18 protein-coding genes are annotated in these 26,333 nt (G+C 69.5%); 6 read left to right on the top strand and 12 right to left on the bottom strand.

What is annotated here, in order from left to right; genetic code table 11:
- Positions 1–122: 122 nt before the first annotated feature.
- From KEG38_RS40150 to KEG38_RS40140, 3 genes are all read right to left on the bottom strand, one after another.
- Positions 123–1,406, bottom strand: coding sequence for a zinc-ribbon domain-containing protein (locus KEG38_RS40150; RefSeq protein WP_272425755.1), 1,284 nt, complete (start codon positions 1,404–1,406; stop codon positions 123–125).
- Between the two features lie 294 nt (positions 1,407–1,700).
- Positions 1,701–3,509: a sigma-54-dependent transcriptional regulator gene (locus KEG38_RS40145; RefSeq protein WP_272425754.1), complete on the bottom strand. Its 1,809-nt coding sequence runs from the start codon at positions 3,507–3,509 to the stop codon at positions 1,701–1,703.
- 220 nt (positions 3,510–3,729) lie between these two features.
- Complete coding sequence (locus tag KEG38_RS40140; RefSeq protein WP_272425753.1) at positions 3,730–5,541, bottom strand: DUF8728 domain-containing protein; 1,812 nt, start codon at positions 5,539–5,541, stop codon at positions 3,730–3,732.
- An 89-nt stretch (positions 5,542–5,630) separates the two neighbouring features.
- Here KEG38_RS40140 and KEG38_RS40135 point away from each other — a divergent pair, with 89 nt between their 5' ends.
- Positions 5,631–7,217: a DUF8728 domain-containing protein gene (locus tag KEG38_RS40135; protein ID WP_272425752.1), complete on the top strand. Its 1,587-nt coding sequence runs from the start codon at positions 5,631–5,633 to the stop codon at positions 7,215–7,217.
- 19 nt (positions 7,218–7,236) lie between these two features.
- Here the strand turns inward: KEG38_RS40135 and KEG38_RS40130 are convergent, their stop codons facing one another.
- The gene (locus KEG38_RS40130) at positions 7,237–9,408 is read right to left on the bottom strand and encodes a PilZ domain-containing protein (protein ID WP_272425751.1); all 2,172 of its coding nucleotides are present in this window, start codon (positions 9,406–9,408) and stop codon (positions 7,237–7,239) included.
- A gap of 340 nt (positions 9,409–9,748) precedes the next feature.
- Here KEG38_RS40130 and KEG38_RS40125 point away from each other — a divergent pair, with 340 nt between their 5' ends.
- The 4 genes from KEG38_RS40125 to mfd all read left to right on the top strand — a co-directional run bounded on the left by KEG38_RS40125 (position 9,749) and on the right by mfd (position 15,415).
- On the top strand, positions 9,749–10,117 hold the full coding sequence (locus KEG38_RS40125; protein ID WP_272425750.1) for a DUF2325 domain-containing protein: 369 nt from the start codon (positions 9,749–9,751) through the stop codon (positions 10,115–10,117).
- A 33-nt stretch (positions 10,118–10,150) separates the two neighbouring features.
- Positions 10,151–10,534 carry a hypothetical protein gene (locus tag KEG38_RS40120; protein WP_272425749.1) on the top strand — a complete coding sequence of 128 codons (384 nt, stop codon included), beginning with the start codon at positions 10,151–10,153 and terminating at the stop codon, positions 10,532–10,534.
- A gap of 111 nt (positions 10,535–10,645) precedes the next feature.
- On the top strand, positions 10,646–11,629 hold the full coding sequence (locus KEG38_RS40115; protein ID WP_272425748.1) for a tudor domain-containing protein: 984 nt from the start codon (positions 10,646–10,648) through the stop codon (positions 11,627–11,629).
- Between the two features lie 36 nt (positions 11,630–11,665).
- Positions 11,666–15,415, top strand: a complete 3,750-nt coding sequence (gene mfd / locus KEG38_RS40110; protein WP_272425747.1) for a transcription-repair coupling factor — start codon at positions 11,666–11,668, stop codon at positions 15,413–15,415.
- 6 nt (positions 15,416–15,421) lie between these two features.
- Here mfd and KEG38_RS40105 read toward each other — a convergent pair whose 3' ends face one another.
- The 5 genes from KEG38_RS40105 to KEG38_RS40085 form a co-directional block, all read right to left on the bottom strand.
- Positions 15,422–18,046, bottom strand: a complete 2,625-nt coding sequence (locus KEG38_RS40105; RefSeq protein WP_272425746.1) for a HEAT repeat domain-containing protein — start codon at positions 18,044–18,046, stop codon at positions 15,422–15,424.
- Positions 18,047–18,049: 3 nt separating this feature from the next.
- On the bottom strand, positions 18,050–18,499 hold the full coding sequence (locus KEG38_RS40100; protein WP_272425745.1) for a hypothetical protein: 450 nt from the start codon (positions 18,497–18,499) through the stop codon (positions 18,050–18,052).
- The gene (locus KEG38_RS40095; protein WP_272425744.1) at positions 18,496–19,155 is read right to left on the bottom strand and encodes a hypothetical protein; all 660 of its coding nucleotides are present in this window, start codon (positions 19,153–19,155) and stop codon (positions 18,496–18,498) included. The genes KEG38_RS40100 and KEG38_RS40095 overlap by 4 nt, the downstream gene beginning before the upstream one ends.
- The gene (locus KEG38_RS40090) at positions 19,152–20,222 is read right to left on the bottom strand and encodes an amidohydrolase family protein (protein ID WP_272425743.1); all 1,071 of its coding nucleotides are present in this window, start codon (positions 20,220–20,222) and stop codon (positions 19,152–19,154) included. Before KEG38_RS40090 ends, KEG38_RS40095 begins: the two co-directional genes overlap by 4 nt.
- A gap of 72 nt (positions 20,223–20,294) precedes the next feature.
- Positions 20,295–21,290 (bottom strand): beta-ketoacyl-ACP synthase III, encoded by a 996-nt coding sequence (locus tag KEG38_RS40085; protein WP_272425742.1) that lies wholly within the window; start codon positions 21,288–21,290, stop codon positions 20,295–20,297.
- Positions 21,291–21,350: 60 nt separating this feature from the next.
- Between KEG38_RS40085 and KEG38_RS40080 the strand changes: the two genes are divergently transcribed.
- A complete protein-coding gene (locus KEG38_RS40080) occupies positions 21,351–22,064 on the top strand; it encodes a hypothetical protein (RefSeq protein WP_272425741.1) in 714 nt (237 codons plus the stop codon).
- Positions 22,065–22,400: 336 nt separating this feature from the next.
- Here the strand turns inward: KEG38_RS40080 and KEG38_RS40075 are convergent, their stop codons facing one another.
- From KEG38_RS40075 to KEG38_RS40065, 3 genes are read right to left on the bottom strand one after another with little or no spacing between them, the layout of a single operon-like run.
- Positions 22,401–24,107 (bottom strand): radical SAM protein, encoded by a 1,707-nt coding sequence (locus KEG38_RS40075; protein WP_272425740.1) that lies wholly within the window; start codon positions 24,105–24,107, stop codon positions 22,401–22,403.
- On the bottom strand, positions 24,104–25,918 hold the full coding sequence (locus KEG38_RS40070; protein WP_272425739.1) for a radical SAM protein: 1,815 nt from the start codon (positions 25,916–25,918) through the stop codon (positions 24,104–24,106). The genes KEG38_RS40075 and KEG38_RS40070 overlap by 4 nt, the downstream gene beginning before the upstream one ends.
- Before the next feature lie 29 nt (positions 25,919–25,947).
- Entirely contained in the window at positions 25,948–26,328 is a 381-nt protein-coding gene (locus KEG38_RS40065; RefSeq protein WP_272425738.1) for a hypothetical protein, read from the bottom strand.
- Positions 26,329–26,333: the final 5 nt, after the last annotated feature.

Genomic DNA, 26,333 nt, shown 5'->3' with positions numbered 1-26,333 from the left:
GAGGCATGCCCATGCAACGAGGACAAACGCGCGTGGAGGGCGCGAGAGTTTGGAAGGACGAACGAGGGGTCGTTGGGTGGGGCTCCGCGAGATCCAGCGTCGGGAGCCCCCTCCCGGGAGGTTCACTTGCCCTTGGCAGAGCAGCGCATGGCGCACATGAGATCGCCGGGCGCGCAGCCGCAGGAGCTCGGCTTCGGCGCGGTCTTCGCGGTGGACGCGGGCGCCGTGCCGCCGCCGGTCGTGGGCGCGGTGCCGGCCTTCGTCGTCGCGCCGCCACCCGTCTTCGTCGTCCCGCCGCCCGTCTTCGTCGTCCCGCCGCCCTTGGCGACCGCGGACGCGCTGGCCGCGGGCGCTTCGGTCTCGGCGACCGAAGGCGTCGGCACGGGCGGCGCGGTCTCGAGCGGAGGCGGCGTGTTCGCAGGCGCGGCCGACTGCGCCGTCGTCTGCTCCGCCGGTGGCTCCCCACCCTTCATGACCATGAACGCGCCGACGATCGCGCCGACCGCGACGAGGGCGCCGAGGCCGATGAAGAGCGGCGTGCGGTTCTTCTGCGGCTTGGTATCTTCGGGGATCGGGATCGGAGCGGCAGCGGGCGCCGTGACGGGCGGCGCCGCGAGCTCGAACAGGCCGCCGGAGTCGCCGAGCAAGCTCGCCGCTGCGCTCGCGGCCGGAGGCGAGGCCGCGCCTGCGGCGAGCGCCTTCAGGTCGATGAGGCCGGAGTCGTCGGAGTTCGTCGACTTCGACGGCGTCGACGCGAGCGCGCCGAGGCTGCTGAGGCTGCTCGCGGCGGAGGCCGACTGGCCTGCGCGGTTCGTCAGCGCGCTGAGCGAGAAGAGCGCGGACTGCTCTTCCTTGCCGGCACCGATGCGCACGGGCGCGGCCGCCGCGCGGGGCGAGGAGCCGCCGATGCCGGAGGCGCTCGTCGACACGTCGGAGGCGCCGTCGGAGCCGAAGAGATCGCGTGCTCCGCCGCGCGCCCCGTCCTTCTTGACGGCGGCTCGCGCGGGCTCGGGCGCAGGCTGCGGCGCGCTCGCGCCTTGCGCGGCCGCGTTGAGCGCGTCCACGATCGCCTGCACCTGGCCGAGGGGCTGCCAGTCGCCCATGCCATCGGCCCAGACGTACGTGTCTGCGGTGATGACGGAGCTGTTGTAGGCCTGGACGATCTCTTGCAGCGACATCGTTCGCTGATCGCCTTCGGCCACGTTGATTTGGTACGACCCGCCGTCCGTCGCCGCCTCTTCGGCGCCCGCGGCCGAGGCGGCATCGGCGTTTGTCGTGGTCGCGCCGCTGCTGTTGACGAGGATCGTCGCGCCGCACTTACGGCACTTGATCTTGACGGTCTTGCCTTGGACCTTCTCGTCCGAAACCGTGTACTTCGACTGGCAAGATTGGCAGGTGATCTTCATGTCGCGTCTGGTTCGGAGGGTCGACTGTTTACCTGGAGTCGGTCTTCGGTCGAAGACTTTACCAGGGCGCCCTGTCGTTTCGGACCTTTCCTGACGTATCAGCCACGAGGAAGACTCGAATTTGCCAAAAATTCGTCTCCACGTGCAATTTCTTGGGGCCCGACCCAAAAAAGCGCTTGCCAGCGTGTCGAAAGCGGCCCCCGTCGGGAAGCGGGATCGCAAGAAAGCGGACGAACCCGGCCGGCGAAGCGCCTCGCCGCCGGGTCGGTTCACGCGAGATCATCGAGGAAGGGATCAGGAGAGACAGCGGCTCGCGTCGAGATCGGTCGCGGCGCTGGGAACACTCGGCGCTTCTTCCGAGGCGGGCGCAGGCGCTTCCTCAGCGTTGTCCTGCGGGCTCTCGGCTTCCTGCGTCTCGGGGGCCTCGTGGCTGCCCACGTGCTCGCCGTACGCCTGGAGCTTCGAGTAGAGGCCACGCCGGCTGATGCCGAGCACGCGCGCCGCGCGCTGCTTGTTGCCACGCACGGCCTCGAGCGTCAGCAGGATCAACTTGCGCTCGGCGTCGGCGAGGCGCGTGCCCACGGGCAAACGCAGGACGAGCGGGTGCTCGCCACGATCGCCGCCCTCGCGCGGCTCGAGATCGTGCGCGGGCGGCGTCGACGGGCGAAGCGGCGTCTGGGCAAACGAAGCCGACGCCGACGCCGGCGGCGGCTCGGCGAGCGAAGGCGGAGACTCGCGCCCCTCGGCCTCGGTGATCGCCGGCGGCGGCGTGGTCGTGATCGGCGCAGGCGGCGCGTGGTGCTCCGGCTCCGGGTGCGGTGGGCTCGTCTGGACCTGGAGATCGTGATGCGAGCGACGGCCCGTGCGCCGCTCGATGCGGCCCTGGCCGATCTGGACCTCTTCGGGCCCGACGAGCTCGCCCGCGGCGAAGAGGGCCGTCTGCTCGACGACGTTCCGGAGCTCGCGCACGTTGCCCGGCCAGTCGTGCAGGTAGAGCCTGTTGATCGCGCCCTCGGAGAAACGACGCGCGGGCGTGCCGTAGCGCTTCGCGAACTTCACGAGGAAGCGCTCGGCGATCGGCAGGATGTCCTCCACACGCTCGCGCAGCGGGGGCAGCGTGATCGTGAAGACGTTGAGGCGGTAGTAGAGGTCCTCGCGGAAGACGTTCTCGTCCACGAGATCGAGCAGGTCCTTGTTCGTCGCCGCGACGATCCGGACGTCGGCCTCGATCTCCTTGCGGCCACCGACGCGCGTGAAGCGGTAGGTCTCGAGCACGCGCAAGAGGCTCACCTGCACGGCGCTGTCCATCGTGCCGACCTCGTCGAGGAACACGGTGCCGCCCGTCGCCGCCTCGAACTTGCCCTCGGCCGAGGAGAAGGCGCCGGTGAAGGAGCCCTTCTCGTGACCGAAGAGCTCGCTGCCGATGAGCTCGCGCGGGATCGCGCCCGTGTGCACGGGGATGAACGGGCCGTTCTTGCGCGGGCTGCGGTTGTGGATCGCGCGCGCCACGAGCTCCTTGCCCGTGCCGCTCTCGCCCACGATGAGCACCGGCGCCATCGTCGAAGCGACCCGGTCGATCCGGGCGAAGACCTCGCGCATGCCGCGCGAGCCGCCCACCATGCCCTCGAACACGAGCGGCCCGGCAGCAGCGTCGTCGTCCTCGCCCTCGGCCTCGCGAACGTTGTCCGAGGACAAGAGTTCGCGCACGAGCGACACGAGCCGCGCTGGATCGAGCGGTTTTTGCAGGTAGTCGGCCGCGCCGAGCTTCAGCGCGTCGACCGCGCTCGACACCGATCCCGACCCCGTCACGACCACGACCGCGGGCGCGGGCGTGGCTGCCTTGGTCGTCTCGTCCTCCGTCGGAGGCGTGAGTCGACGCATGAGATCCATGCCGGTCATCCCGGGGAGGTTGAGATCGGTCACGAGCACATCGGCGGGCGTCCGATGCTGGATCTCGAGGGCCTGCTCGCCGCTCGAAGCGACGAGGACGTCCAGCCCTTCGTGCCGGAGCACGGCCTCCAGGATCGCAGCCTGATCGGGCTCGTCCTCGACGAGCAAGACACGCCCCGTATGGTGCCCGGCCGCCCGGTGCGCGCGGAGCATCGATCCCCTCGCATGCACTGAAGCGCTCGCTCCCAAGCTTTTCCTCCCCGGAGGTTCTCCGCGCGATCTACGCGGCGCCTCCACGCTTTCGGTGAAGGAACTCTAGCGAAGAGGTTCGCTCACGCCACCCACCGGGATCAATTCAGGATCCCCCTCGTTTGGGTATCGCGATACCCCGAGGTGCGTGTCAGGTACGGCCTGGACGCTCGTACGGAATGCCTCAGGGCGTCCGCGCGCCGGGCGTCTCTTTGCGACGATAGATGCACCAAGCAAAGCCCGCGTCGAGCGGCACTTTGCCCGCGATTTCGTAGGCCGGCAGGAAGCGTCGATCGCGGTAGATCACCTGCGACCCCGGGACCGACGGGTGCTTGCAATCGATGTTCGAGGAGATGAGCAGGAAGTAAGGCGGGCGCTTGTCGAAGAAGCGATCGAGGAAGCCGGGGCCGAGCTTGCGCGTGTAGCCGCCCTCGAGCTTGCTGATGACCGGATCGACGAGGCCCAGCAGATCGAGGATGGGGTAGTCCGTCGCGTACCCGACGTACCCGATGTCGCCGATCGCGATCTCGCCGGGCTGGCCGTTCTCGAGGAACCACTTCGCCGTGCCGCCCGCGGCCATCGTCCAGAAGCGCTCCTCCTTCTCGATGATCTGCCGCTGCGCGCTCTGCATGTTCCCGACCCGCAAGGAGAAAGCGATGGTCAGGAACGCGGCAAGCGCGAGGTTCGCGACGCGGCTCTTGCGGTCGACGATCGCGCGCGTCGAGACGCAGATGAGCAGGAACGCGAACGGCTCGAAGGGCGCCATGAAGCGGAAGAACGGCATCCAGTCGCCGCCGACGAGGACGACGTAAACGAGCACGAAGATCGCGATCGCGGAGGCCGCGAGCAGATCGCGGCGGCGCCACACGAGGCCCATCGCGACCGCGAAGATCCCGAGGTAGAGCACGGGGCCGGCGTGGTTGACGTAGTTCCGGACGTAGTCGGCGCCGCCGTCGATCTGCGCCGACCAGTTGCCCGTCTTCGCCGAGAACGTGTTCGGCACGAACGAGCCGTAGTACGCGCGGCGGAAGGCGAGGTGCGTGCCGACGGGCAGGACGAACGCCGCGCCGCGCAGGAGGTTCTGCTTGCCGAAGAAGCCGCCCGGCGCGGTGACGACGCGGGCCACGGCGTTGTTCGTGCCGAACGCATCACGCCCGAACAGGAGCACGAGCATGAGCAGCCCGACGAACGCAGGCGCCTCGGGCCGCGTGATGCCGGCGAGGCCAAAGACGAGGCCCGACCAGGGGAAGCGGAACGTCGCCTTGGACGAACTCTTCTCCTCGGGATCGATCTCGCGAAGGAAGAGCCACGTGCCCGCGAGCAGGAGGAAGACGAAGAACGCGGTCTCGAGGCCGAAAACCGCGTACCCCGAGAAGACGACGGTGGTCGCGGCGAGCCACGTCGCGAGGCAAGGCGCCGCCGCGAAGGGCCGCAGCCGATCGGAGAGGCGGTACATCATCACGAGCGCGCCGACGGCGGAGCCCGCGCCGAGGACCTTCGCCGTGACGTCGGGATCGAGGCCGATCTTGATCGCGCCGGCGAGGATCACGGTCCAGAGGAAGTTCGTGTACCCCTCGATGCGCTCGCCCGCGTTGTAGACGAGGCCGAGGCCATGCGCGAGGTTCCGCGCGTAGCGATAGGAGATGTACGCGTCGTCGATGGTGAACGAGAGGACGCGCCACGCGTTCGCGAGCATCACGATCGCCGGAAGGACGAGGCCGAGGACGAGGTGCACGGACCGCGGAAGCGGCGCGCCGGCGACCCAATCGCGGAACGTCGCCGCGGGCGGGCGTTTCCAGGGGGGATCGGCCGCGTCGGGATCGGGCTCGTCGGGATCGTCGTCGGTTTCCGGTTCTTCCGCGTCCGCGTCGACTTCCGCGTCCGCGTCGGTTTCCGCCTCCGCCTCGGCTTCCGCTTCTGCTTCCGCACCCGCGTCCGCGTCGACTTCCGCGTCCGCGTCGCTTCCTCGTTCCTGCCCCTCGGACGTCCTCTTCACGGCAACGGCCATAACACCGTAGGGGCCGGTGTTGGCAAGCGTCGCCGTGCTTTCCGCCGCGACGAAGGCCAGGTATGGGCCGCTCCGCGATGTCGACCCGCGAAAACGGCCCTGTCGCCGCCTTGCCCGAGGCCCCCCCGCCGAGCGTGCTCGCCTCCCTCCGCGCCTGGCTCGGCGGCGCGCCGCTCTCTCCCCGTGCGCACCTCGTGCTCGGACTCGTCTTGCCGATGGTGCTCGTCATCGCGAACGCCTACCGCGTCGCGAGCTTCACGATCGACGACGCCTTCATCTCCTTCCGCTACGCGCGGAACTTCGCGGAGGGCCACGGGCTCGTCTACAACCTCGGCGAGCGCGTCGAGGGGTACACGAACTTCCTCTGGACCGTGCTGCTCGGCGTCTTCGCGACGCTCGGCGCGCGCCCCGAGATCACGGCGAAGGTCCTCGGCGTCGTCTGCGCGTGCGCCGCACTCGTCCCCGTCTACCGCATCGCGCAGAGGCTTGCGCCGCTCGGATGGTCGCCTTGCCTCGCCACCTGGCTCTGCGCGTCGAGCTTCCTCCAGTCGGGCTACGCCGTCTTTGGCCTCGAGTCGCCGCTCTTCCTCCTGCTCATCCTGCTCGGCACCGATCGTTTCCTCGTCGAGGAGCACGACGACGCCAACGTCTTCCCCTGGTCGGGCCCGCTCTTCGCGCTCGCGGCCCTCACGCGCCCCGAGGCGCCGCTCTTCTTGCTCCTGCTCTACGTCTGGCATCCGGATCGACCCTTCTCTCGCCGGAGCCTCACGCGCCTCGCCACGTTCGCCGTCCCCGTGATCGCGCACCTCGCGTTCCGCCGCCTCTACTACGGCGGATTCTTCCCCAACACGCTCACCGCGAAGACGGGCGACATGAACCAGCAGCTCCACGGCGGCGTCGAGTACCTCCGGCGCTACGTGTTGCACACGGGTCCCGCGATCTGGCTCGGGGTCGCCGCGATCGCGATCTTCTTCGTCCGCAAACGGCGGGACGGGATCGCCATCGCATCCATCGCCGTCACCTTCGCCCTCTACGTGCTCTTCGTCGGTGGCGACTGGATGCCCTACTACCGCTTCCTCGCGCCCGCCGAGCCCTTCGCCTTCCTGCTCGTCGACGCCGCTGCGCGCACCATCGCCGAACGCAAGGAGCGCGCGGCAGCGCTCGCGGTCGTGCTGTTCGGGATCGTCGCCGGCGCCGCGCGCATGGGCTCGCTCCGGGCGGCGCAGCGCGACATCCTCGACAAGGACAAAGCGTTCTGGGACGACGCCGCCGGCCGCACCGCGGCGTGGCTCTCGTCGCACGAAAAACCCGGGCCCGTGGCCATCGCCGACATCGGGTACGTCGGCTACGCGACGGGCTTCCCCATCGTGGACATGCTTGGCCTGCTCGCGCCCGAGATCGCGCGCCTCCCGGGCGGCTACACGAACAAGACGGGCGCGGGCTACGTCGACGCGATCTTCGCGCGGAACCCCCGCTACGTGGTGATCATCTCCTCGACGGTCGACTGCAAGAGCCCAACGGTTCCCTCGTCCCGCGCGCTCCACGCGAGCAGCGAGCTCCGCACGCAGTTCGTCGTGGCCGAGTCGATCAAGCTCCGCGGCGGCGGAGCCTGGTGCATCTACGAAAGAAAAAGCGGCGCCGAAACCCGTCCGGCGCCGCGCTGACCTCTAGAACCTTGTTCGCTCAGGGCTTCTTGGTCGTCTTCTTCTTCTCGGCGACCTTCTTCTTCAGCGCGCCCTTCTTCTTCTTGTCGCCCGCCTTCGCCACCGTCTTCTTCGCGTCGGTGCCGAGCGAGATGACGAGCCGATCGCCCTTCGCCTTCGCGACGTAGGCCGGCACGCCGTCCTTGAACTGCAGGCTGATCTCCGCGCCGGCGGGGTTGTTCACCACGTTGACCGAGGCGATGCGCTTGTCCTTGCGGGCGAGCTCCGTCGCCGACGAGAGCGCGCGCCGGCCGGGCAGCGAGACCGTGAAGCCCATCGCGCCCGCCGCGCCGTTCACCGTCTCGATCTCCCCGTCCATCTTCAGCTTCAGCACGATCGGGCTCCGCACGTTGCCCTTGCCGAACTGCTTGCCGTCGCCTTGCGTCTCCGCTGCTTCCGAATCGCCCTCGCCTTCCCCGTCGTCCGCGGCGCCGGCCTGCGCGGCGTCGCCCTCCGGCGCGGCCGGCGGCGTCTGCGCGATCGTTCCATCGGGCTGCGTCGGCATCGCCGGCACCGGCTCCGTCGTCGAGAGCGGCGTCGCTCCGAAGAGCGGCACGTTCACGCTCGGCACCGTATTCGGATCGCCCGCCGCCGTGTTCACCGCCGTCGGCGCGGGCAGCGCTGCGGCCGATCCTGCCGCGTTCGCCTCCAGCCCTTGCGGATCGACCGGCGCCGCGCGCGACGCCCCGAGCAGCCGGATCCCGCCGACCACGACGAGCACTGCTGCGAGCCCGAGCGCGCTTCCCATCAGCGCCGCCTTCCGGCTCGATCGAGCCTTCGGCGCCGCCTCGGTCGTCTCCGTCTCTTCCTTGTCGCGCACGAGCTTCTTGCCGGCTGCGCGCAGCGCGCCCGTCGGCGGCGCTGCGGTCGTCCGCCGCGTCGCTTGACCTTCCGTCGCCTCGGCTGCCTCCTCGCCGCGCCGCTTCCGGATCGCCGCGAACAGCCCCGACATTGCGCCCTTTGCGCGCTCTCCGATCCCGCCCACCGCCGGACCGATCGCGCTGAACGCCGCCTTCGTCGCGCCCTTCGCCTTCTCGGTCGCGCCGCGCAGCGCGGCACCAAAATCCTTCTTCGCGCCGCCGACCGCGGGCGAATCCAGCGACGGATCGTTCGCCTCGGCCGCCTCGTCGCTCTCCTCCTCGTCGCCCGTGCGCAGCGACGCTGCATCGGCCGACGCGCTCGGCCGCGTGGCAGGCGGCATCGATCGCATCTCCTGCGTGCGCGCGCGCGAGGGCACGGCCGGCGACGACAGGAGCTCGGAGCGCGCCTCCTTCTCCTTCGACTCGCCTCCTGCGCTCACCTCGGTCTTCCCGGCCGGGGCTGGACCCACGCCGGGCGTCGTGCGCTTGATGAGCGCGCCGAGCCCGAGGGACGACGCTTCCTTGCTCGTCTCCTTTTCCGGCGCCTTCGTCGCCGCGGCCTTCTCCGGCTCCTTTGCCGGCGCGGCCGCCTTCTTCGACTCCTTCGCCTCGCCGAACCGGAGCGACACCACGAGCTGCGGCACCTTCGTCGACGGATCGACTTCCACCTTCACGGCGTCGACCATCGCGCTGCGTTTGTCGCCGTGGTCCATGTCCTCGAGCTCGAGCGACCGACCCACCTTGAGGAACTCCAGGTTCGATCCGACGAGCACCTCACCGCCCGCCGCTTCTCGTACCCGCGCCTTCATCGGCGAGCCGAGCCCGTCGATGTGCAGCCGCACACGCGTCCCGGGGATCCCCATCGGGCCGAGCCCGCTGTTCCCCTCGACCGAACCGCCGAGCTCCTGGCACAGGCTGCGCAGCGTCGCCTCGGCGTCGGGGCTGTCGAAGCCCACGAAGCGCAGGCCGAACTCGCCTCCGCGCGGCGCTTCGCGGCGCCAGGTCACCTCTCCGTCGGCGACCACCTCGCCGGCGTCGCCTTCGAACCGGCATACGAGCCGGTCGCCGATCTGCGGGAGGTAGGCCGTGCGCAGGCGCATGCCTTCGGGCGAGACGTCGATCGACTCGGCTTCGAAGCCGCCGCTCCCCTTGGCCTCGCCCACGGCCACCAGCGCCTCGAAATGAACCCGGTGGTGGCCCGCGCGCCGATCCGGCGTCCCGGGCGTTGCGCTCGTGGCCGTCGTGTTTGCCCGGCCGTTCGGGCTTTCGCCGGAGTCCTCTCGCATGCTCATGACGTCCTCCAAAAGGTGGAGACGGACAGACCCGTCCCCGCCGCGCGCCGCGCGGCTCCCTCGCTTTCGCCCCGACTAAGTCACCGCGAGGACGAGGGCCAAGTTTGCGGGTCGGGGAAGAAACGGCCCCGGCGGGGGTTGTCCGGAGGAGCGGACGAAACCGGCGCCCCCGAGGGGACGCAGGGGTCGGGTCCAGGCTCCGCCATCACGGACTATTTTCCGTGATGACGACGGAAAGGCCTGGACAGTTCCGCTACGGCACCTTAAATATCCGTTATAGCGGACAGTCGGCCACCGGCGGCATGGATGTGCTCGCGGGTCTGGCCGTCGAGGAGGCCCCATGCGCATTGGTTGGATCGGGGGAGTCGAGCGTTACGAGGTGCAGCTGGAGCGGCTCGCAAAGGCGGCCGGGCACGAGCTCGAATACCACCGCGGCGACGTGCGAGGCCGCGGGGCGCAGTCGCTCGAGGGGCTCGTGGAGCGCTGCCAGCTCATCGTGATCGTGACGGAGACGAACAGCCACGGCGCCGTCCAGCTCGCGCGCAAGCTCGCCCGCCAGCGCGGCCGCGGGACGCTTCTCCTGCGCAAGAGCGGCATCGCCCGCTTCGCGCGCTTGCTCGAGGCCATCGACCAGGCGACGGCGCAGGGCCTGTTCCACGCGGACGGCTCGATGAGCTCGGGCTACGAAGCGGCGCTGCTCGGGGCGTGAGCCGATCCGCCTGAAACGTGACAAGCTTGCCTGGTGAGTGACGAGCCCGATCCGCCCGAGCGGCCCTTGGCCACGAGCGACGCGCCGGAGCCGAAGGCCGAGGACGTGGTGATGATCCACAGCCCGATGTCCGACGGGCAGGGCTACAACGTGCTCCGCCTACGCGAGGGCAACGTGGAGCTCGGCGCGATTCGCAACATGCGCGAGGGCGCGCCGGTGCACGGCGACGTCGTGAAGCTGTCGCCGCGCAAGGAGCACGAGCGGCTCTACGACGTGGAAGTGCTCGTGAAGAGCCCGAGGCCCCCGGAACCGCCGCGCTCCGGCCCGGCGCAGGTGGCGACGGATGCGTACAGGGCGAACTGGGAGGCGATTTTCGGGGCGGGACGCGGGGACGGTGGCGGCGAGACGTTGAATTGAGCCTCGTGCGATTGCGGTGACCGCGTGACCATTGCGAGCGCCGGTCTGTCACCTCGACGAGGCTTTGCTTCCGCTTGACCCCTCGCCGCACCCCGGCTTCCCTCGGCGCGCATGGATCCCCTCGCGCCCATCGCCGGCCTCTCGCTGGAGCAATACGCCGAGCTTCGCGCCCTCTGCGCGGATCACCCCGACGACGCCGACGCGTGCGCGCGCGTCGTGCAATCGAAGAACGTCTCGCGCGAGGACTGGCTCGCCGCGCATGCGGGCTGGCTCGCGCGGCTCGAGGATCCCGCGCTCGGCGGCGCCGTCGCCGTGCGGTTCGTCCCGGCCTACCAGGCCGGGCTCGGCCGCGCCAAGGGCCCCGCCCCCGCGCTCTCGTTCGAGGAGTACGTCGAGCTCTCCGCGCAGATCATGCACGCGGGCCTCTCGTCCACGCTCGCGCGACAAGACCTGGATCTCTTCCGATACACGCAGATCGCGTTCCACTGGAACGCCGCCATGTCCCGCGACATGCAGACGTTCGTCGCGTACGTGTGTGCGGTCGAGCATGAGCTCTTGCGCCTGCACCGCGGCGGTGAGCGTCGGCCCATTCCCACGCTCGCCACGCTGATCGGCACGCAAGCCACGGCCTTCGCACAGCCGGCCGAGCCCCCGGCCGCCCCGACAAACGAACCCGCGTCCGCTGCCGCGCCCGCTGCCGCTCCCGAGCCCGCTCCCGCTCCCGCTCCCGAGCCCGCTGCCGCTCCCGAGCCCGCTCCCGCTCCCGAGCCCGCTGCCGCTCCCGAGCCCGCTCCCGCTGCCGCTCCCACGCCTGCTCCCACGCAACAGCCGAAGAGCCTGGAGCAAGAGGCTGCGGATGCGGCCAGGGCCGTCGAAGGCGCGCTGAAGAACGGGTTCGACAAGCTCGGCCATGCGCTCGATTCGTTCGGCAAGAGCCTGTCGAAGCCGGGCGTCGGATCGACCGTGCTCGTCGCGTGGTCGGACGGAAACAAGTACCCGGGGACGGTCGCGCAAATCGCGCAAGGTCAGTACTTCGTCACGATGAGCAACGGCGAGCAGTATTGGGTGGCCGAGCAGTACATCTCGGCGCCGTAGTCCCTGCACGCTTCGTGCTACACCCCGCGGCGAACGATGCCCGCGACCGAAAAGGCAACCAGAGGCGCCGAGCTCCGCGCTTCGCTCGGCGAGATCGCCGGCGTTTCAGCGCTCGACGTCGAGCTCGATCGCCCCGAGGTAGTGCCGGTCGAACCCCTCCCCTCGTACGAGCTCCCGCTCGATCGGCCGATCACCACCTCGCGTGATCTCGCCGCGCGCGTCCTCGGCCCCAAGGGCCCCACGATCCACGTCGTCTCCGTCGCGGGCGGCGCCACCGCGCTCGTCCTTCGCGCGCTCGCGAAAGCCACGCGCCGCAAGATCATCGCCGTCACCGCAGATCTCGAAGCCGCCCGCGCCCTCCACGCCGACGCATCGTTTTTGCTCGCCGGCGCCGACGCCGAGGAGCCCGACGCCGGGAAAACCACGCTCGGCGAGGTCCTGCTCTTCCCGCCGAACGAGTCGAGCCCCTACGCCGACGTGAACCCCGATCGCCGCGGCGCCGAGGCCCGCCTCGCGGCGCTCTTCCACCTCGCCGTGGATCTGCCGTGGCGCGCGCTCGTCTGTCCCGTCTCGGCCCTTGCCCGCAAGGTCGTCCCAGAGGCCGAGGTCCTCGAGCACGCCGAGCTCGTCGTCACCGAGCAGGAGATCGAGCGCGACGCCTTGATCCGCAGGCTCGCGCAGGCCGGCTACGTCCGAAGCCCCCTCGTCGAGGACCCCGGCACCTTCGCCGTGCGTGGCGCTCTCCTCGACGTCTGGCCGCCGAACGCGAGTTTTCCCGCGCGCATCGAGTTTTACGGCGACCTCGTCATGGGGATCAAATCGTTTGATCCCGAAGGACAGAAGACGATCGCCGACATCAGAGAAGTCTGGCTCCCGCAGGCGCGCGAGGCCGTGCTCACGCCCGAGAACGAGGCCCGCGCCCGCGAGCGTGTGCGGGCCGCTTGCGATGCGGTCGATCTGCCGTCGGTGAAGGCCCGCGCCCTCGTCGACGACGTCACGAGCGGCCGCACGTTCTTCGGGGCCGAAGGGTTTCTCCCGGCGTACCTCGATCTCGCGCCGCTCGCCTCGTACCTCCCCGACGACGCGATCGTCGTGCTCGAAGATCCCGCGGCGATCACGCGCTCCCTGCGCGACGAGCTCGGCCGCGCCATGGCCGATCTCGCCCACAAGTCGCGCGACGCTCACTTCCCGCTCGACGCGTTCTACGAGGCCGAAGGTGGCATCGCCTCGTGGATCCAGGGCCGCACGCACGTCGCGCTCCATCGGACCGGCATCGCGGGCGACGCGCCGGATCCGGCTTCCCTCGAACGATTCGAGGTCGCGCCCGAGGATGCGCCAACGCTTGCGACCTTCGATCAAGGCGACCTCGAACGCGCCATCAAGGCCGCGCGTGCGTCCCGCGGCAAGACGGGCGCGCTCGATCCGCTCGTGCGCCGCATCCTCGCCTGGCAGGAGCACGGCATGCGGGTCCTCGTCGCGGCGCGCGCGGAGACGCAGGTCGAGCGCCTCGTCACGCTCCTCCGCCACCAGGGCGTCCGCGTCCGTGCCCGCCTCGGCGCGTTCGATCCCTCGATCCTCGACGAACAAGAGCCTGAGGCCACGCGCACCGCGCTCGTCGTGCGAGGCGGGCTCGCGCGGGGCGTCGTCGCGCCGGCCGAGCTCGTCGCGCTCGTCACTGAGGAAGAGATCTTCGGCGCCCGCGCGCATCGCCGCGCCGCGCAGGGCGGCAAGGACTCGAAGGCCACGGCGCGCCCCTTCCTCGAGGATCTGCGCAACCTCTCCGTCGGCGATTACGTGGTGCACGCCGATCACGGCATCGGCCGCTACCAGGGGCTCGTGCACAAGCAGGTCGGCGGCATGGTCGTCGACCTCATCACGGTCGAGTACGCGGGCGGCGACAAACTCTACCTGCCCGTCTATCGCCTCAACCAGATTCAGAAGTTCCAGGGCGGCGAGGGCACGCCCAAGCTCGATCGGCTCGGCGGACAAACGTTTGCCAAGACGAAGGCAAAAGTCGAGAAGAGCCTACGCAAGATGGCGGACGAGCTGCTCCGCCTCTACGCCGAGCGCAGGAGCGCCATCGGCGAGCCCACGGCTTCGCCCGACGACGACTACGCCGCGTTCGAGGCGACGTTCCCCTTCGACGAGACGCCCGATCAAGCCCGCGCGATCGCCGAGGTCTCGGGCGATCTCGAAGCCACGCGCCCGATGGATCGGCTCGTCTGCGGCGATGTCGGCTTCGGCAAGACCGAGGTCGCGATCCGCGCGGCGTTCCGCGTCGCCGCCTCGGGACGCCAGGTCGCCGTCCTCTGCCCGACGACCGTGCTCGCGCAGCAGCACTACCTGAACTTCAAGGCCCGCATGAGCCCGTACGCGCTCGAGGTCCGGGCCATGTCGCGCTTCCAGTCGAACAAGGAGCAGGACGAGGTCGCGCGCGGCCTGCGCGATGGCAAGGTCGACGTCGTCATCGGCACACATCGTTTGCTCTCCAAGGATGTCCACTTCAAGAAGCTCGGCCTGCTCGTGGTGGACGAGGAGCAGCGGTTTGGCGTGACGCACAAGGAGCGCATCAAGGCGCTGAAGGCGAACGTCGACGTCCTCACGCTCACGGCGACGCCGATCCCGCGCACGCTCCAGATGGCCGTCACGGGCCTGCGCGACATGTCCATCATCACCACGCCGCCCGCAGAGCGCCGCGCGATCCGGACCATCGTCACGCGCCATGACGAAAACGTCCTACGCGAAGCCGTCGAGCGCGAGCTCGGCCGCGGCGGGCAGGTGTTTTACGTGTACAACCGCGTCGAGGGCCTCTACGAGCGGGCCGCGCGGCTCCAGGAGCTCGTGCCCTCGGCGCGTATCACCATCGCGCACGGGCAGATGAGCGAGACCGCGCTGGAGCAGGCGATGCTCGACTTCGTGGAGGGTCGTTACGACATCCTCTGCTCGACCGCGATCATCGAGAGCGGCCTCGACATCCCGCGCGCGAACACGATGATCGTCGATCGGGCCGACATGTTCGGCCTCTCGCAGCTCTACCAGCTCCGCGGCCGCGTGGGCCGCTCGAAGGAGCGCGCGTACTGCTACCTCGTCGTGCCGCCGGCGAACGCGATGACCGACGAGTCACGCTCGCGCATCGAGGCGCTCGAGCGTCACACCGAGCTCGGCTCGGGCTTCCAGATCGCGTCGCTCGACCTGGAGCTGCGTGGCTCGGGCGACATCCTCGGCGCCGAGCAGAGCGGCAACGTGGCGCAGGTCGGCTTCGAGCTCTTCTGCCAGATGCTCGACGAGGCCGTGCACGAGCTGCGCGGCGACCCCGTGGTGCACGAAGTCGACCCCGAGCTCGCCTTCGACGCGGACGCGCTCTTGCCCGAGGAATACGTGTCCGACGTCGGCGTGCGGCTGTCCTTCTACAAGCGGCTCGCGAGCGCATCGAGCCCGGACGAGGTGCAGGATCTCGCGAACGAGATGGAGGATCGTTTCGGCTCACCGCCGATCGAAGCGCGAAGGCTCGTGCACCTGATGAGCCTCAAGACCGAGCTCCGAAAGCTCCGCGCGCTCGCGTGCGAGGCGACGGCGAAGGGCGTGACCTTGCACCTGCGCGACGACACGCCGCTCGATCCAGCGAAGGTGATGAAGCTCGTGCAGCCGAAGGGATCGCCGTACAAGCTGTCGCCGGACATGCGTTTGTCGCGGAGAACGCGAGATACGGAGCAGTTCGCGAGCGGGCTCGAAGCGACGGACAAACTGCTCGCCGAGCTCGCTTCGTGCATGAAGGCGGGGGCGTAACCAGCGTCAGGACGAGGCGTCTTCGTCGCCGTCGTCCTCGTCGTCCTCGTCCCAGTCGTCTTCGTCTTCTTCGTCCTCTTCGTCCTCGTCCCCGTCGACCCAGTACTTCGCGGCCTCGTTCGGGGCGCGGAGGAGATGGCAGATGAAGTCGCGCGTGTCCTCTACCTGCACCCGCGGCAGGAGCTCTTCGAATAACGCCTCCATGCCCTCCGGCTTCCGGAGCCACAAGGGATCGTGGAGCTCCCGGGTGACCCGGAGATCGGACGAGAGCAGGCACGCTGCGACGTGATGCCGGTAGCTCGCGAGCGGCACCTTGGCGTCGATGAGCGCGCCGCAGAGCGCGGCGCGCTCGCGGTCCGGGGCGCGCTCCAGGATCCCCGCGAGCCGCGCATCGTCCCCCGCGAGGACCTCCTGCAAAACCAGCACCTTGGCCGCCTCGGCCGCCGCGGCGCCACTTCGCGCGGTCGAGACGAGCGCGCGCGTGAGCGCTTCGAGCATCGGCGCGGGCGACGATTGGCGGATGAGACTCGCGGCGACCTTGAACAGAGGCGCCTCCGGCTGCGCGAGCGCGGACAGGATCCACGCATCCTCGAGGTGTTTGGCCTGCACGAGCACATGCGCGGCGCGACACACCGAACCGTGGGCCTCGGGATCGCCGTCATAGGTGGACAGGGTGGCCCTCGCAACGTCCAGCACCTCCGGCGCCTTTCGTTCCGATCCGAGGTACATCAGCCGATCGTAGAGATCGAAGCGCCTCTCTTGGAACGCCTCCGCCGCCGCCGCTGCGATCCGCGCGCCGAACCCCGGGGTCTCGGCCACCCCGCGCAGCACGATCGACGCCCACCGCGACGCATCCGCGTTCGACCGCGACCCCTCGTTCCGTGGATCCGTGGCGTCCTCCGGCGCGGTCAGGATCGACCAGAGCTGCTCCACGCACTCCTCCGGCGCCCCCACGACCGAGAGCGCGAGGAGCGGCGCGGGCGAATTGTCCCACACGGGCGACGCGAGCGCCGCGCGCGCGATGCCCTGCAGCCGCTCGCGTTGCGCCGGGTCGAGCAGCCCTTTCCGCGCCGCGCTGGTGAGCGCATCGAGCCAGCCGCGCGCGACCCCCGCGAGGGCAGGTGGCTCCGCGAGGCTCGCGAGCCCCTCGAACGCAAGCGCGCCGAAGCGCCGGAGCAAGAGCTTGGCCCAGTCGGCCTCCCCCAGGTTGCCCAGCGTCGGGTGCTTGTAGAGCGTGCCGGACATGCGCAACGTGAAGAGAAGCAGGGCGAGCGCTTCACGCTGGGACGGTGAGAGCTGCTCGGGCGTAGCGCTTCCCTCGGGCGCCTCGGCGAGCAGCGCGTCCACCATCACGAAGCGCGCCTCCTGCGAGGCGCCGCGCAGCACGGTCAGGCACGCGAAGAGCCGCTCGCTCGGCGGCCCTTCGAGCAGGAACACGGGCACGCCGGCGAGAGGCGAGACCGGCAGCGCGCCCCCGAACCGTTCGAACCAGATCGTCTTCGCGCGCTCGACGAGGTCGTGCTCGGAGCACCCCGCCGCCTCGATGAGGCGCGGGCGCGCGAGCTCCTCCGGCAAGAGCGCGAGCGTGCTGATGGCGGCGTACCGACGAAGGCCGCTCGAATCGGCAAGCTCACGATCGATCCGATGGACCGCCCGCTCCGGATACCCTGCGGCGAGCGCCTTGAGCGCCCAGTCGGCGTCGAGCCCGGGGCGCCTCCGGAAGATGTGCGCACCGCCGCCCTCCAGGATGATCTCGAGTGGCTTCCACCCTTCCGGCGAGCGCGCTCCCCGAAGCACATCGATGAGCGCCTCCTCGTAATCGTCGATGCGCTCGAATCCGCTCGTCCCGTGGCCGCCGTCGAGCGGATGGCGCACGGCGTCCTCGAGCAACCAGAGGACGTCCTCTTCGCGCTCCGCCCATCCCTTCATCTGCGCGAGGATGAAGAGCGCGTAATACCGAAGGCGCGCGTGGCGCGTCCGCAGCGCGCGACGCAGCGTGGGGATCGCCGCTGGGAACTCGTCGAGCGAGAGCCATCGGATCGCGAGCGCGCGGACGTCCCAGGACTGCGCCGTGTCGGCGATCTCCGCGAGCCGCGCACCAAGCCCGGGGTAACGTCCTTCGAGCTCCGTTTCGGCCACGGTGCGATCGAGGACGAACGCGAGGTTCTTGTCGCCGGTGCGCGCGGCCTCGACGATCAGCTCGATCATCTCGGGGTGGCGATCCGGCAGGGGCAGCCACGCGAGCTGGAACATGTCGCTCGTGCGGATCGGCGCGGCCTCGATGTGACGTGCGACGAGCCGAAGCAAGCGAACGGCCTCCAGGGGATGCTGGGACATACCGAGGATCTCGAAGCCGATTCGCCGCGCGAAGCGCAAAAGCCGCTTCGTGGCGGCCGCCTGCGCGGGCGGTGACGCGAGCGCCCACGCCTTGCGCACGTCCTTCGCAAGCTCCTCGCAAGCGCGCGCTGCGTGCTCGGCGAGGGCTTCCGATGCCGTCGGGTCGAGGTCCGGCGCCGGAGGGGCGTCGGCCTGCGGAGGCGACGGCTCGGGGGGCGGCGCAATGCGCCAGGCGAAGCGCGCGGCCAGCGCGGGATCGAGCACGTCACGCTTCGGCTTGGGGACGTCGGACATTCCTCAAGGATACAACGATTCCGGCCCCACACACGGCGCGCGGAGCGTGAGCGAAAACGAAAGCGTATGCGCTGGGAACCCCGCGACCTTCACGAGCCCCGCGGGCTCCTCGGTTTGTCCGGGCGCGCAAAGGACGCCATCGCCGTCGCTATCGAGCCATCCGTACACGACGAGCCCGTCGCCCTCGTCGAGCGGATAAAGCACCGTCTCGCGCACCGCCCCCACGCCGAGGGCCGTGCGCGTCTCGAAGGCGCCGAGCGGGTGTTCGAGCTCCCCTTCGCCGAACGACCTCGCCACGTGGAATTCGAGGTGCACTTTGCCCGCGCTCGGCGCGCCGTTTGGCACGGCGACCTGCCCGTCGAGCTCGATCTCGTACAGGCGCGTCTCCTCGTTGATGCATCCGGCAAACGCGAACACGAAGGCTCCGGCAAACGCGAGGTGCGCGCGGCTCATCGATCCCCTCCGAAATGCAAGCCCAGGTGCACGCCCGGCAGCGCGATCGTGTCCGGCGCGCCCACCCAGCCGTAATTGATTCCCAGATCGAGCCCGATCCCGCGCGAAATCGCAAACCCGAGCCCGAGCGTCGCCCACGGCGTCCACTCGTGCCGCACGGACCAACTCGTTTCCGTGCCCGAGGCGCGCTCGATCGTCAGAAGATCCGGCAGGAAGGCGTGGCGCGTGCCGAGCACGAGGTACGGGACGAACCGGCGCACCGGAATGGCCAGGCGGAACCTGAGCTCGCCGTTCGGGCCGCGCCGGTACTCCTCGCTGCGCTGGAAAAGCCAGCCGGCGAGGAATTCGCCCGTCAGGCGCAGGTGTGTTCCGTCCGCGAGGCGCACGCCGATTCCCAGCATCGGCCGATACCGGCGACCAACGACCGATTCGAGCTCGCTTTGCAGCGTGATCCGGTTCGACAAACCCACCTGCGCGCGCAGGAACGAAAACGGCCAGCCGCCCTGCGCCGACAGGACGTACGCCCCTTTCGCGGGGCTACCGCCCACGGCGTCGAGCGCGGCGTGCTCGGGGAACGGGGTCCTCGGCTCCGCGGCGGCGGCCTCGGAGGCGCCGAGGATCGCAGCACCCAGCGCGATGGCAATCGGCATTTTCATTCGGCCGCCTCCGCGGGAATCGTCACGCCAAACACGCGCGCAAAGTTCCCCGAAAGGACGTCGGCCGCTTCTTGCTCCGTGTATCCCGTCTCCTTCATCGCGGCGACCGTTCGTTCGAGGTACCCTTTCACGAACCCCGGGCTTTGCGGCCCGTCGCTGCCATGGATGATTCGGTCCGTGATCCCGGCCTCCCGCATGCGGCGCATCGCTTCCTTCAGGTTTTCGCCCGTCGGATCCGACGAGGCGGAGCCCAGCGCCGACGGTTCGAGAAACACGTTGGGGTACGTCTTGGCGAGCCGAATGCACGTATCCAGGCCTGCGTGGCGCTTCTCGATGAAATCGTAGCCGAGGTGCCCAAGGATGAATTTCGCGCCGGAGAATTGCTGGATCGCCGTCTCCAGATACGTCGGATCCGTGTAGGCCGGCTCCTGCGCCGTGCCGGGGAACGGGCTCGTCCCCGTGTGCAGGTAGAGCGGTTTGCCCATCGAGGCCGAGACCTCGTAAATCGAAAAAAACGCGGGATCGTCCATGCGGAAATGCTGGTGCGCGTGGGCGATCTTGATCCCGACGAACCCCGGCCGCGAGAGCGTGCTTTTCAATTGTTCGAGCTCCGCGTCGCGATCCGTCGTCCACCGGTCGACCCGCAAAGACGCGAGGCCGAAGAAACGATCCGGGGCGAACGTGAGATCCTCGGCGACGAGCTCGTTCGAGGCGATTCCCACGGTACGCGGGGCATAGATGGCGAAGAGGCCCGCGCCCCAGATGCCCGCGTCGTCGATCTCGCCGAGGATGCTCTCCGGCAGAAGGGAGCCCTTCGCCGCCGCCTCAGCGTCGAGCCCGATCGGGAATGGGAAGCGCGAGGCCAGGAATTTTCGCGTGTCCTCGGGAACGTGATCCCAGTCGCCCGGGTGCAGGTGCATGTCGACGACCGGCAAACGCTTGCCATTCCAGTCGACACCACGCGGCGGCGCGCCGCAGCCAATGTCGAGCGAGGCGAGCGCGGCCAGCGAGACGGCCGAGGCGATCGCGAGCGGGGTCCACCGAGCCCGGATGCGGCGCGATTTCACGGGCGCAATGGATTCCAGAAACCTCGCCGCGTCAAGGATGCCCGCGATCCTGCGGTTTTTCCGAACCCACGTTCACATGCGCACGATGGAGGCCGCCCACGTGACACCAGCCCCGAGCGCACAGAGGAGCACGTTTTGCCCGGGTTTCACGCGGCCATCCCGCACGGCCTCGTCAAGCGCGATCGGAATCGAGCCCGCGCCCGTGTTGCCCACCTCGGCAAGGTTCTCGATGAACTTGCCCCGCGAATACCCGAGCCGCTCGGCGATGCGATCCACGATCCGGCGGTTCGCCTGCTGCGGGATCACCCAGTCGAGTTTGTCCGAGAGCAGGCCCGCCGCCTTCAGCGCCTCCATGCTCGTGACCTGGAGCTTCTTCACGCTGACCTGGAAGAGGTCGTGCCCGTCCATCTGCACCTTGTTCCGCTTCGCCGCGAGCCGCTCCGGGGTCATCGGCTCGCCCGTGCCGCCGCCCGGGATCGTGAGCAGCGAGGCCATCGTGCCGTCCGCGCCGAGCCGCATCGAGAGGATGCCGCGGCCGTCTTCGCCCGCCGCGCCGACGATCACCGCGCCCGCGCCGTCGCCGAAGAGCGCCGCCGTCGTGCGATCCTCGGGATCCACGCGGCGCGAGAGCATGTCCGCGCCAACGACGAGCGCCGTCCGCGTCGCGCCCGAGGCGATCGACTGCTCGGCGACGGCAAGCGCGTAGAGGAAGCCCGCGTGCGAGGCCGCGAGATCGAAGGAAGGGACGAGCTCGGTGCCCAGCTTCTGCTGCACCGTGGCCGCGGTGGCCGGCATGGGGCTGTCGCCGCTCCCGGTCGCCACGATGATGAGGTCGAGATCCGCGGGCGAGAGCCCCGCCGCATCGAGCGCCGCGCGCGCGGCAGCGGTGGCCATGTCGCTCGTCGTCTCGCCCTCGGCCGCGATGTGACGGCGCTCGACGCCAACCTGCTCCTTGAGCCATGCATCCGAGGTCGCTGCGCGCGCGGCGATCTCGTCGTTCGTGACGACACGGGCAGGCAAGTAGCGACCAGTGCCGAGAATCCGGGCGCGCGGGGAGCTCGCTCTCATGGCGCGGAGGGTAACAGAAGGTTTGAGAAGCGGGGCGGAGGAAGGTAGAGTCCGCGCGCCATGGCCGAGAAAGAACCGGACGAGGACAAAGACGAGGTCGAGGGCGAGGGCGAAAGCGAGCCCGAGGCCGAAGCGAAGGCAGATGCGCCGAAGGCCGAAGCAAAGGCCGAAGCAAAGGCGTCTGCACCCGCGAAGGCCGCGCCCGCGAAGGCGCCCACGAAGAAGCCGAAGGCCGGCAAGGCCACGCCGAGGCGCGCGCAGCCGCCGAGCTCGGCGTCGCTCGGCAAGAGCATGGTGCTCTTCGTGGTCGTCGTGGGCACGCTGGCAGCAGGCTTCGCGCTGCTCGGTCAAGAGCGCGGCGGCGGCGGTCCGCGCGGGCCCACGTGGAAGCCCGGCCAGACCGTGGACGTCGAGATCACGCTGGTGGCAGGCGACAAACGCGAGCTCAACTGCGCGGCGACGGACGAGGTCGCAGGCAGGCACTGCAGCTTCGAGACGCCGACGAAGGTCTGGGGCAAGGGCGATCCGGGCGACGACAAGAAGACGCTCCGGCCCTACACCTCGACGGACAACGTACAGTTCGTCGCGGCCGGTCTCTGGAGCGAGCCCGCGCTCTCGGGCAACCTGCCGACCACGCGCTTCAGCGTGAAGTGCAAGTACACGGTGGAAGGCAAGCTCAAGAGCCCGACGTTCCACTGGGAAAGCGGCTGGGAAGGCCAGCCCCGCGGCGAGATGCTCGCGGGTGTGCTCACCGGCTGCACGCTCGTTCCCTGAAGCCGCTGCGCTGGGGCGTTGCCCCAGGCCCCACCCGGGGCTATCCGCCCCGGGACCCGGACCAGCGCAAGCGCTGGACTCAGGGTCGATGAACTGCGCGATGCGCAGTTCATCGAACAGGCCGAGTCAAGACCAACCACGACCCTGCCGACCAAGACAGCCGCGCTGACATTTCTATGGGCAACGCTGTCCCTGGTCTTGCCACCGGCCCGTGGAAGAACTGCGCGGAGCGCAGTTCTTCCAACCCGAGTCCAGGGCTTGCCCTGGTTCGGGTCGAGGGGCGAACAGCCCCCGCGGGGTCCGGGGCAGCGCCCCGGCGAAGCGCCTCCCAGATGTCTATCCAATCGGCGTGAGCGCCTCGAACCCGTGGGCGCGAACCCAGTTCACGTGCACGCCCCGACACGAGGCGTTCTCGCGACAGTCCTTGCAGCGGAGTGCCTTCGTGTAGAACCCGTCGGCCACGTACCGCTTCGTGAACGCCGTCATGTCGATGCGCGCGTCCGTGCCGAGCATCGCGAGATCCAACGTCCGCGCCGCTGGCCGCACGGGCCGGCCCACGACGCACGCGGGCACGTTTTCCACGGCAATCGGGTGGGGGTACGTCGCGAAAAACGATTTCGTGTCGACGTCGTTCGTGTGGGCGTCCGAGACGAGGTCGTAGTTTTGCTGGACGAGCACGAGCGCCTTCGGCGGGGGATCGAGCCTGCGGATCACGGGCTCTGTTGCCTTCGTGAGGAAGACACGGACCTCGAAGGCGCCGGCGATCCCGAGCAGCGGCTCGATCGCGGCGGGATCGCCCGTGTAACAAGCCGCTAGCTTCTTGCCGAAGACGAGCCCCTCCGGCGAGAGCGCACTGGACAAACCGTCGTATGACGCGAGTTCGAGCTCGATCGTCCCCGGCGCCACCTTCGCCGCGAGCGCTGAAGCCTCTTCCAGGTTCGCCGCCACGATCCGCGCTGCGTACGCTTCCGGCAGCTTGCCCGCGCGTGGCGGCTCGCCGGCGTAACGCAGCACGTCGACCTCGTCGGCCTTGCGCACGTCGATCACCTCGTCGAGCGTGTCGCAGAGGCTCTGCAGGTAGCAGTATTTGCACCTCTCGGGCTCGCGGCACATGAGCTTCTTGCCGAGCGAGAGGTATCGATCGAACTCCTCGCGCCGGCCGCGGACCTCGTCATTGAGCTTGTACGGATCCTGGATCAGATCCTCAAAACCTTCGGCGTAGGGCGGCGGGAAGCGGTTCAGCCAGATGTGGATGTCGGGCCTGCGCGCGTAGGCGAACGCCTTCTGGAGATACTCGAGGTTCCCGTCGAGGTCGTAGAAGAGGTGATGCCGCGCGTCGCTCCAGGCGTTTCCGAAGGGGATCACGTGGAGCAGGTCGAACTCCTTCACGCCCCAGCCGATGAACGTCTCCAGCATCTCCGGCAGGTGCCGGACGTTCTGCTTGTTGATGACGATGTCGACGTTGACGATGAAGCGCGCTGACGCGAGCGCGGCCTTGAGCCCCGCGACCTCCTCGACGAACGCGCCGGGCGTGCCGACGAGCGCGTCGTGCAGCTTCGCCGTGTGGCCGTGTAGCGAAAAGGTGATCTCGTGCAGGCCGTTGTCCGCGGCCTTCTCGAGGAACTCGGGGTAACGGAACATGCGGCCGTTCGTCACGGTCTGGATCTTCCGGTAGCCGGCGAGGCGCCCGAGCTTGACGAAGTCGAGGAAGTTCGGGTGCATCGTGGGCTCGCCGCCCGAGAGGATCAGCCGATCGGCGCCGCGCCGCCGGCCCTCGACGATCTGCACCTTGATGTCCTGCGTCGCTCGCATCGTGCCGTCGTGCGCATTCGAATCGAGGCAAAACGTGCAGTGGTTGTTGCAATCGTAGGAGAGGCGCACCCAGTTGCGCTTCTCGTGCGCGGCCGCCTCGTGCGCGAGCGTCTTGCCAGCATCCTCCGCGTCGCCGAGCAAGGCCTCGTTCTGGAAGTCGGCGAAGGACGTCTCGACGGCGTCAGCCGAGAGGACGGGGAGCCTGCGGGGGGACGAAGCGGAAGCAGTCACGACGGCATTTCTCCCGTGCGCTCGTAGCGCAACATCCACTGATTGCTGGTCTCGCGGCCGACGTCGCGGCGCTCGAGGAGGCGCAAGGGTTTGCCTTCGAGGCGCCGCGCGGTCCGGGCCGCGTCGTCGTTGCGGTAATGCTCGAAGCGGTTTCCGGGCGCGCTCTCTGCGCGCGCGGCGTGCGCGCGGCTGCGGACGAGGCCGAAGGCGACGTTGTCCACGAGCGTGAGCGTGCCGCCGGGGCGGAGCCGCGCGATCGCCGCGCCGAACGCGCGCGCCGGATCTTCGAGGTGGTTCACGCTGCGGAGCGCGAGCACGTGGTCGAACGTGCCGAGCTCCGCGCCGAGATCTTCCGCGCGGCCCTCCACGAACCGCGCGAACGGGTGACGCGACGCGAGGACGGCGAGCCGTTGCGGATCGGGATCGACCCCGACGTACGTGATGTGCCCTTCCGCTGCACGACGCGCGAGCGCTTCGAGGTACGGGCCTTCGCCGCAGCCGAGATCGAGGACACGACCCGAGAGATGCGCGAGGAGATCCAGCACGGCGCGGTCGTCGCGCGTGAAGACGTCCGCGGGCACGGGTTCCCATGCGCCGGTGCAGCGAGGACGCTCGGGGCACGCTTCGCACTCGGCTGCGGGGCGCAACTTCCGTAAGTCCTTCGCGAAGTCGTCCGGCGCGAGCTTGGTCGAGACATCGAGGTAGATCTGGCCCGCGCTCTCCTTCGTCGCGAGCAGCTCCTCGTCGGAGAAGTCACGCGTCTCGGTGCGGAAGAGGCGCATGCGGTCCTTGAGGCGTAAAAACAAGGTGCGGCCGCGATCGTACGGACTCGTGCCATCTCCGCGGACCGGGCAGGGCGCGCCGGGCGGGCGCGCGAGATCGCGTTCGGGGACGAAGTTGTACGAGTTCGCCCGGGGACGATCCGTGACGGGTCGGAGCGCGCTCGCGCCGTGGATCTCGTGGTAGCCGCGATAGAGGCCCGGGCACGCGCCGCGGAGCGCGCAGTCGCCGCAGACCTCCTCGGGCTGGATCTTCGCCACGTCGTCGACGGGCACGTAGTCGTCCTCGTCGGCCTCGATCATCGTCGAATAGCGGTGCGTCTTGAGGTCGTCGTAGAGGTGTTCGAGGCCGGGAAGCAGGCAAAACGGAAGGCCGTCGTGCGCGAACCGCGGGCCGCGCTCGGGCCGCCGCGAAAGCCCGTACTCGATCGCCTCCTTCACGCGCGCCGCGCAAGCCGAGACGTCGGGCACGATGACGTCGAAGGCCCGGTTCGCCGCGCCCTTCGGCTGCGTCATCGAGAACTTGATGCAGAGGTCCGGGAACGGGAGCAGCCGATCGACGAGGCCCTTCAGGTGCTTCAGGTTCGCCGTGGTGACGACGCAGTTGATCGTGAGATCGGGGATGCGACCGTGCAGGTTTTCGATGGCCTGCAGGGCCTTGTGAAAGGTGTCGGCGCGGACGACGGAGCCGTGCACCTTGGGCTCGCCGCCGTGCAGGGACATGTAGACGTAGCGGAGGCGGCACTCGCCCACGAGCTCGTCGACGACGTTCCGGTACGAGAGCATGAGCCCGTTCGTGACGAGGCCAAAATCGAGGCCGTGCGCGGCGATGCGGCGCGCCCAGCGCGAGAGCTCGGGCCGCATCGTGGGTTCGCCGCCGGAGAGGACGACCATGGAGGCGCCGATGCGCTTGGCGCGGTCGATCTTCCAGTCGACGCGCTCGGTGGTGTCGTCGAGGTGGCGGATGTCGGCCGTGTGGCAGAACGTGCAGTTCTCGTTGCACGCGTAGCCGACTTTGATCAGCGCCTTCACGACGGCGCGATCTTAGTACGAAGGAGGCCCTAGACCGCGGCCGAAAAGAGCTTGCCGGGGTGCTTGCGCTCGAAATAAGCGGTGATCGCATGTCCGAGGGACTCGATCACGACGGCGGCGATACCCGCCCGGACCACGAATCCAGCCGGGCCGGGGACGAAAGCGGCGACGCGCGTGGCCACGAACTTGAGGCCCGCGCCCATGACCTCGAAGCTGCCGCCCGCGGCGATGCTCTTCAGGTTGCTCACGGGCTCGTCGTAGACGCCGCCGATGAAGTTGATCATGTGGACCTCGAGGGCGGCGAGGCCCGCTGTCGTGGAGATCGGCAGCGGGAGGGCCGCGAAGGCCGCGCCGCCGATCGCATACCGATGCACCCAGCGCATCGCTTCGTCCCTGCACGTGATCGCCATACGCC

The sequence above is a fragment of the Polyangium jinanense genome (genome assembly GCF_028435265.1).
Taxonomy (GTDB): Bacteria; Myxococcota_A; Polyangia; order Polyangiales; family Polyangiaceae; genus Polyangium; species Polyangium jinanense.
This window is presented reverse-complemented; position numbering and strand designations above follow the sequence as displayed.

What these genes read in the sequence shown, in the direction of transcription:
- KEG38_RS40150 (WP_272425755.1), bottom strand. Translation starts at nt 1,406, where the DNA reads ATGAAGATCACCTGCCAATCTTGCCAGTCGAAGTACACGGTTTCGGAC.
- KEG38_RS40145 (WP_272425754.1), bottom strand. Translation starts at nt 3,509, where the DNA reads ATGCTCCGCGCGCACCGGGCGGCCGGGCACCATACGGGGCGTGTCTTG.
- KEG38_RS40135 (WP_272425752.1), top strand. Translation starts at nt 5,631, where the DNA reads ATGTCGACCCGCGAAAACGGCCCTGTCGCCGCCTTGCCCGAGGCCCCC.
- KEG38_RS40130 (WP_272425751.1), bottom strand. Translation starts at nt 9,408, where the DNA reads ATGAGCATGCGAGAGGACTCCGGCGAAAGCCCGAACGGCCGGGCAAAC.
- KEG38_RS40125 (WP_272425750.1), top strand. Translation starts at nt 9,749, where the DNA reads ATGCGCATTGGTTGGATCGGGGGAGTCGAGCGTTACGAGGTGCAGCTG.
- KEG38_RS40115 (WP_272425748.1), top strand. Translation starts at nt 10,646, where the DNA reads ATGGATCCCCTCGCGCCCATCGCCGGCCTCTCGCTGGAGCAATACGCC.
- mfd (WP_272425747.1), top strand. Translation starts at nt 11,666, where the DNA reads ATGCCCGCGACCGAAAAGGCAACCAGAGGCGCCGAGCTCCGCGCTTCG.
- KEG38_RS40105 (WP_272425746.1), bottom strand. Translation starts at nt 18,046, where the DNA reads ATGTCCGACGTCCCCAAGCCGAAGCGTGACGTGCTCGATCCCGCGCTG.
- KEG38_RS40100 (WP_272425745.1), bottom strand. Translation starts at nt 18,499, where the DNA reads ATGAGCCGCGCGCACCTCGCGTTTGCCGGAGCCTTCGTGTTCGCGTTT.
- KEG38_RS40095 (WP_272425744.1), bottom strand. Translation starts at nt 19,155, where the DNA reads ATGAAAATGCCGATTGCCATCGCGCTGGGTGCTGCGATCCTCGGCGCC.
- KEG38_RS40085 (WP_272425742.1), bottom strand. Translation starts at nt 21,290, where the DNA reads ATGAGAGCGAGCTCCCCGCGCGCCCGGATTCTCGGCACTGGTCGCTAC.
- KEG38_RS40080 (WP_272425741.1), top strand. Translation starts at nt 21,351, where the DNA reads ATGGCCGAGAAAGAACCGGACGAGGACAAAGACGAGGTCGAGGGCGAG.
- KEG38_RS40065 (WP_272425738.1), bottom strand. Translation starts at nt 26,328, where the DNA reads ATGGCGATCACGTGCAGGGACGAAGCGATGCGCTGGGTGCATCGGTAT.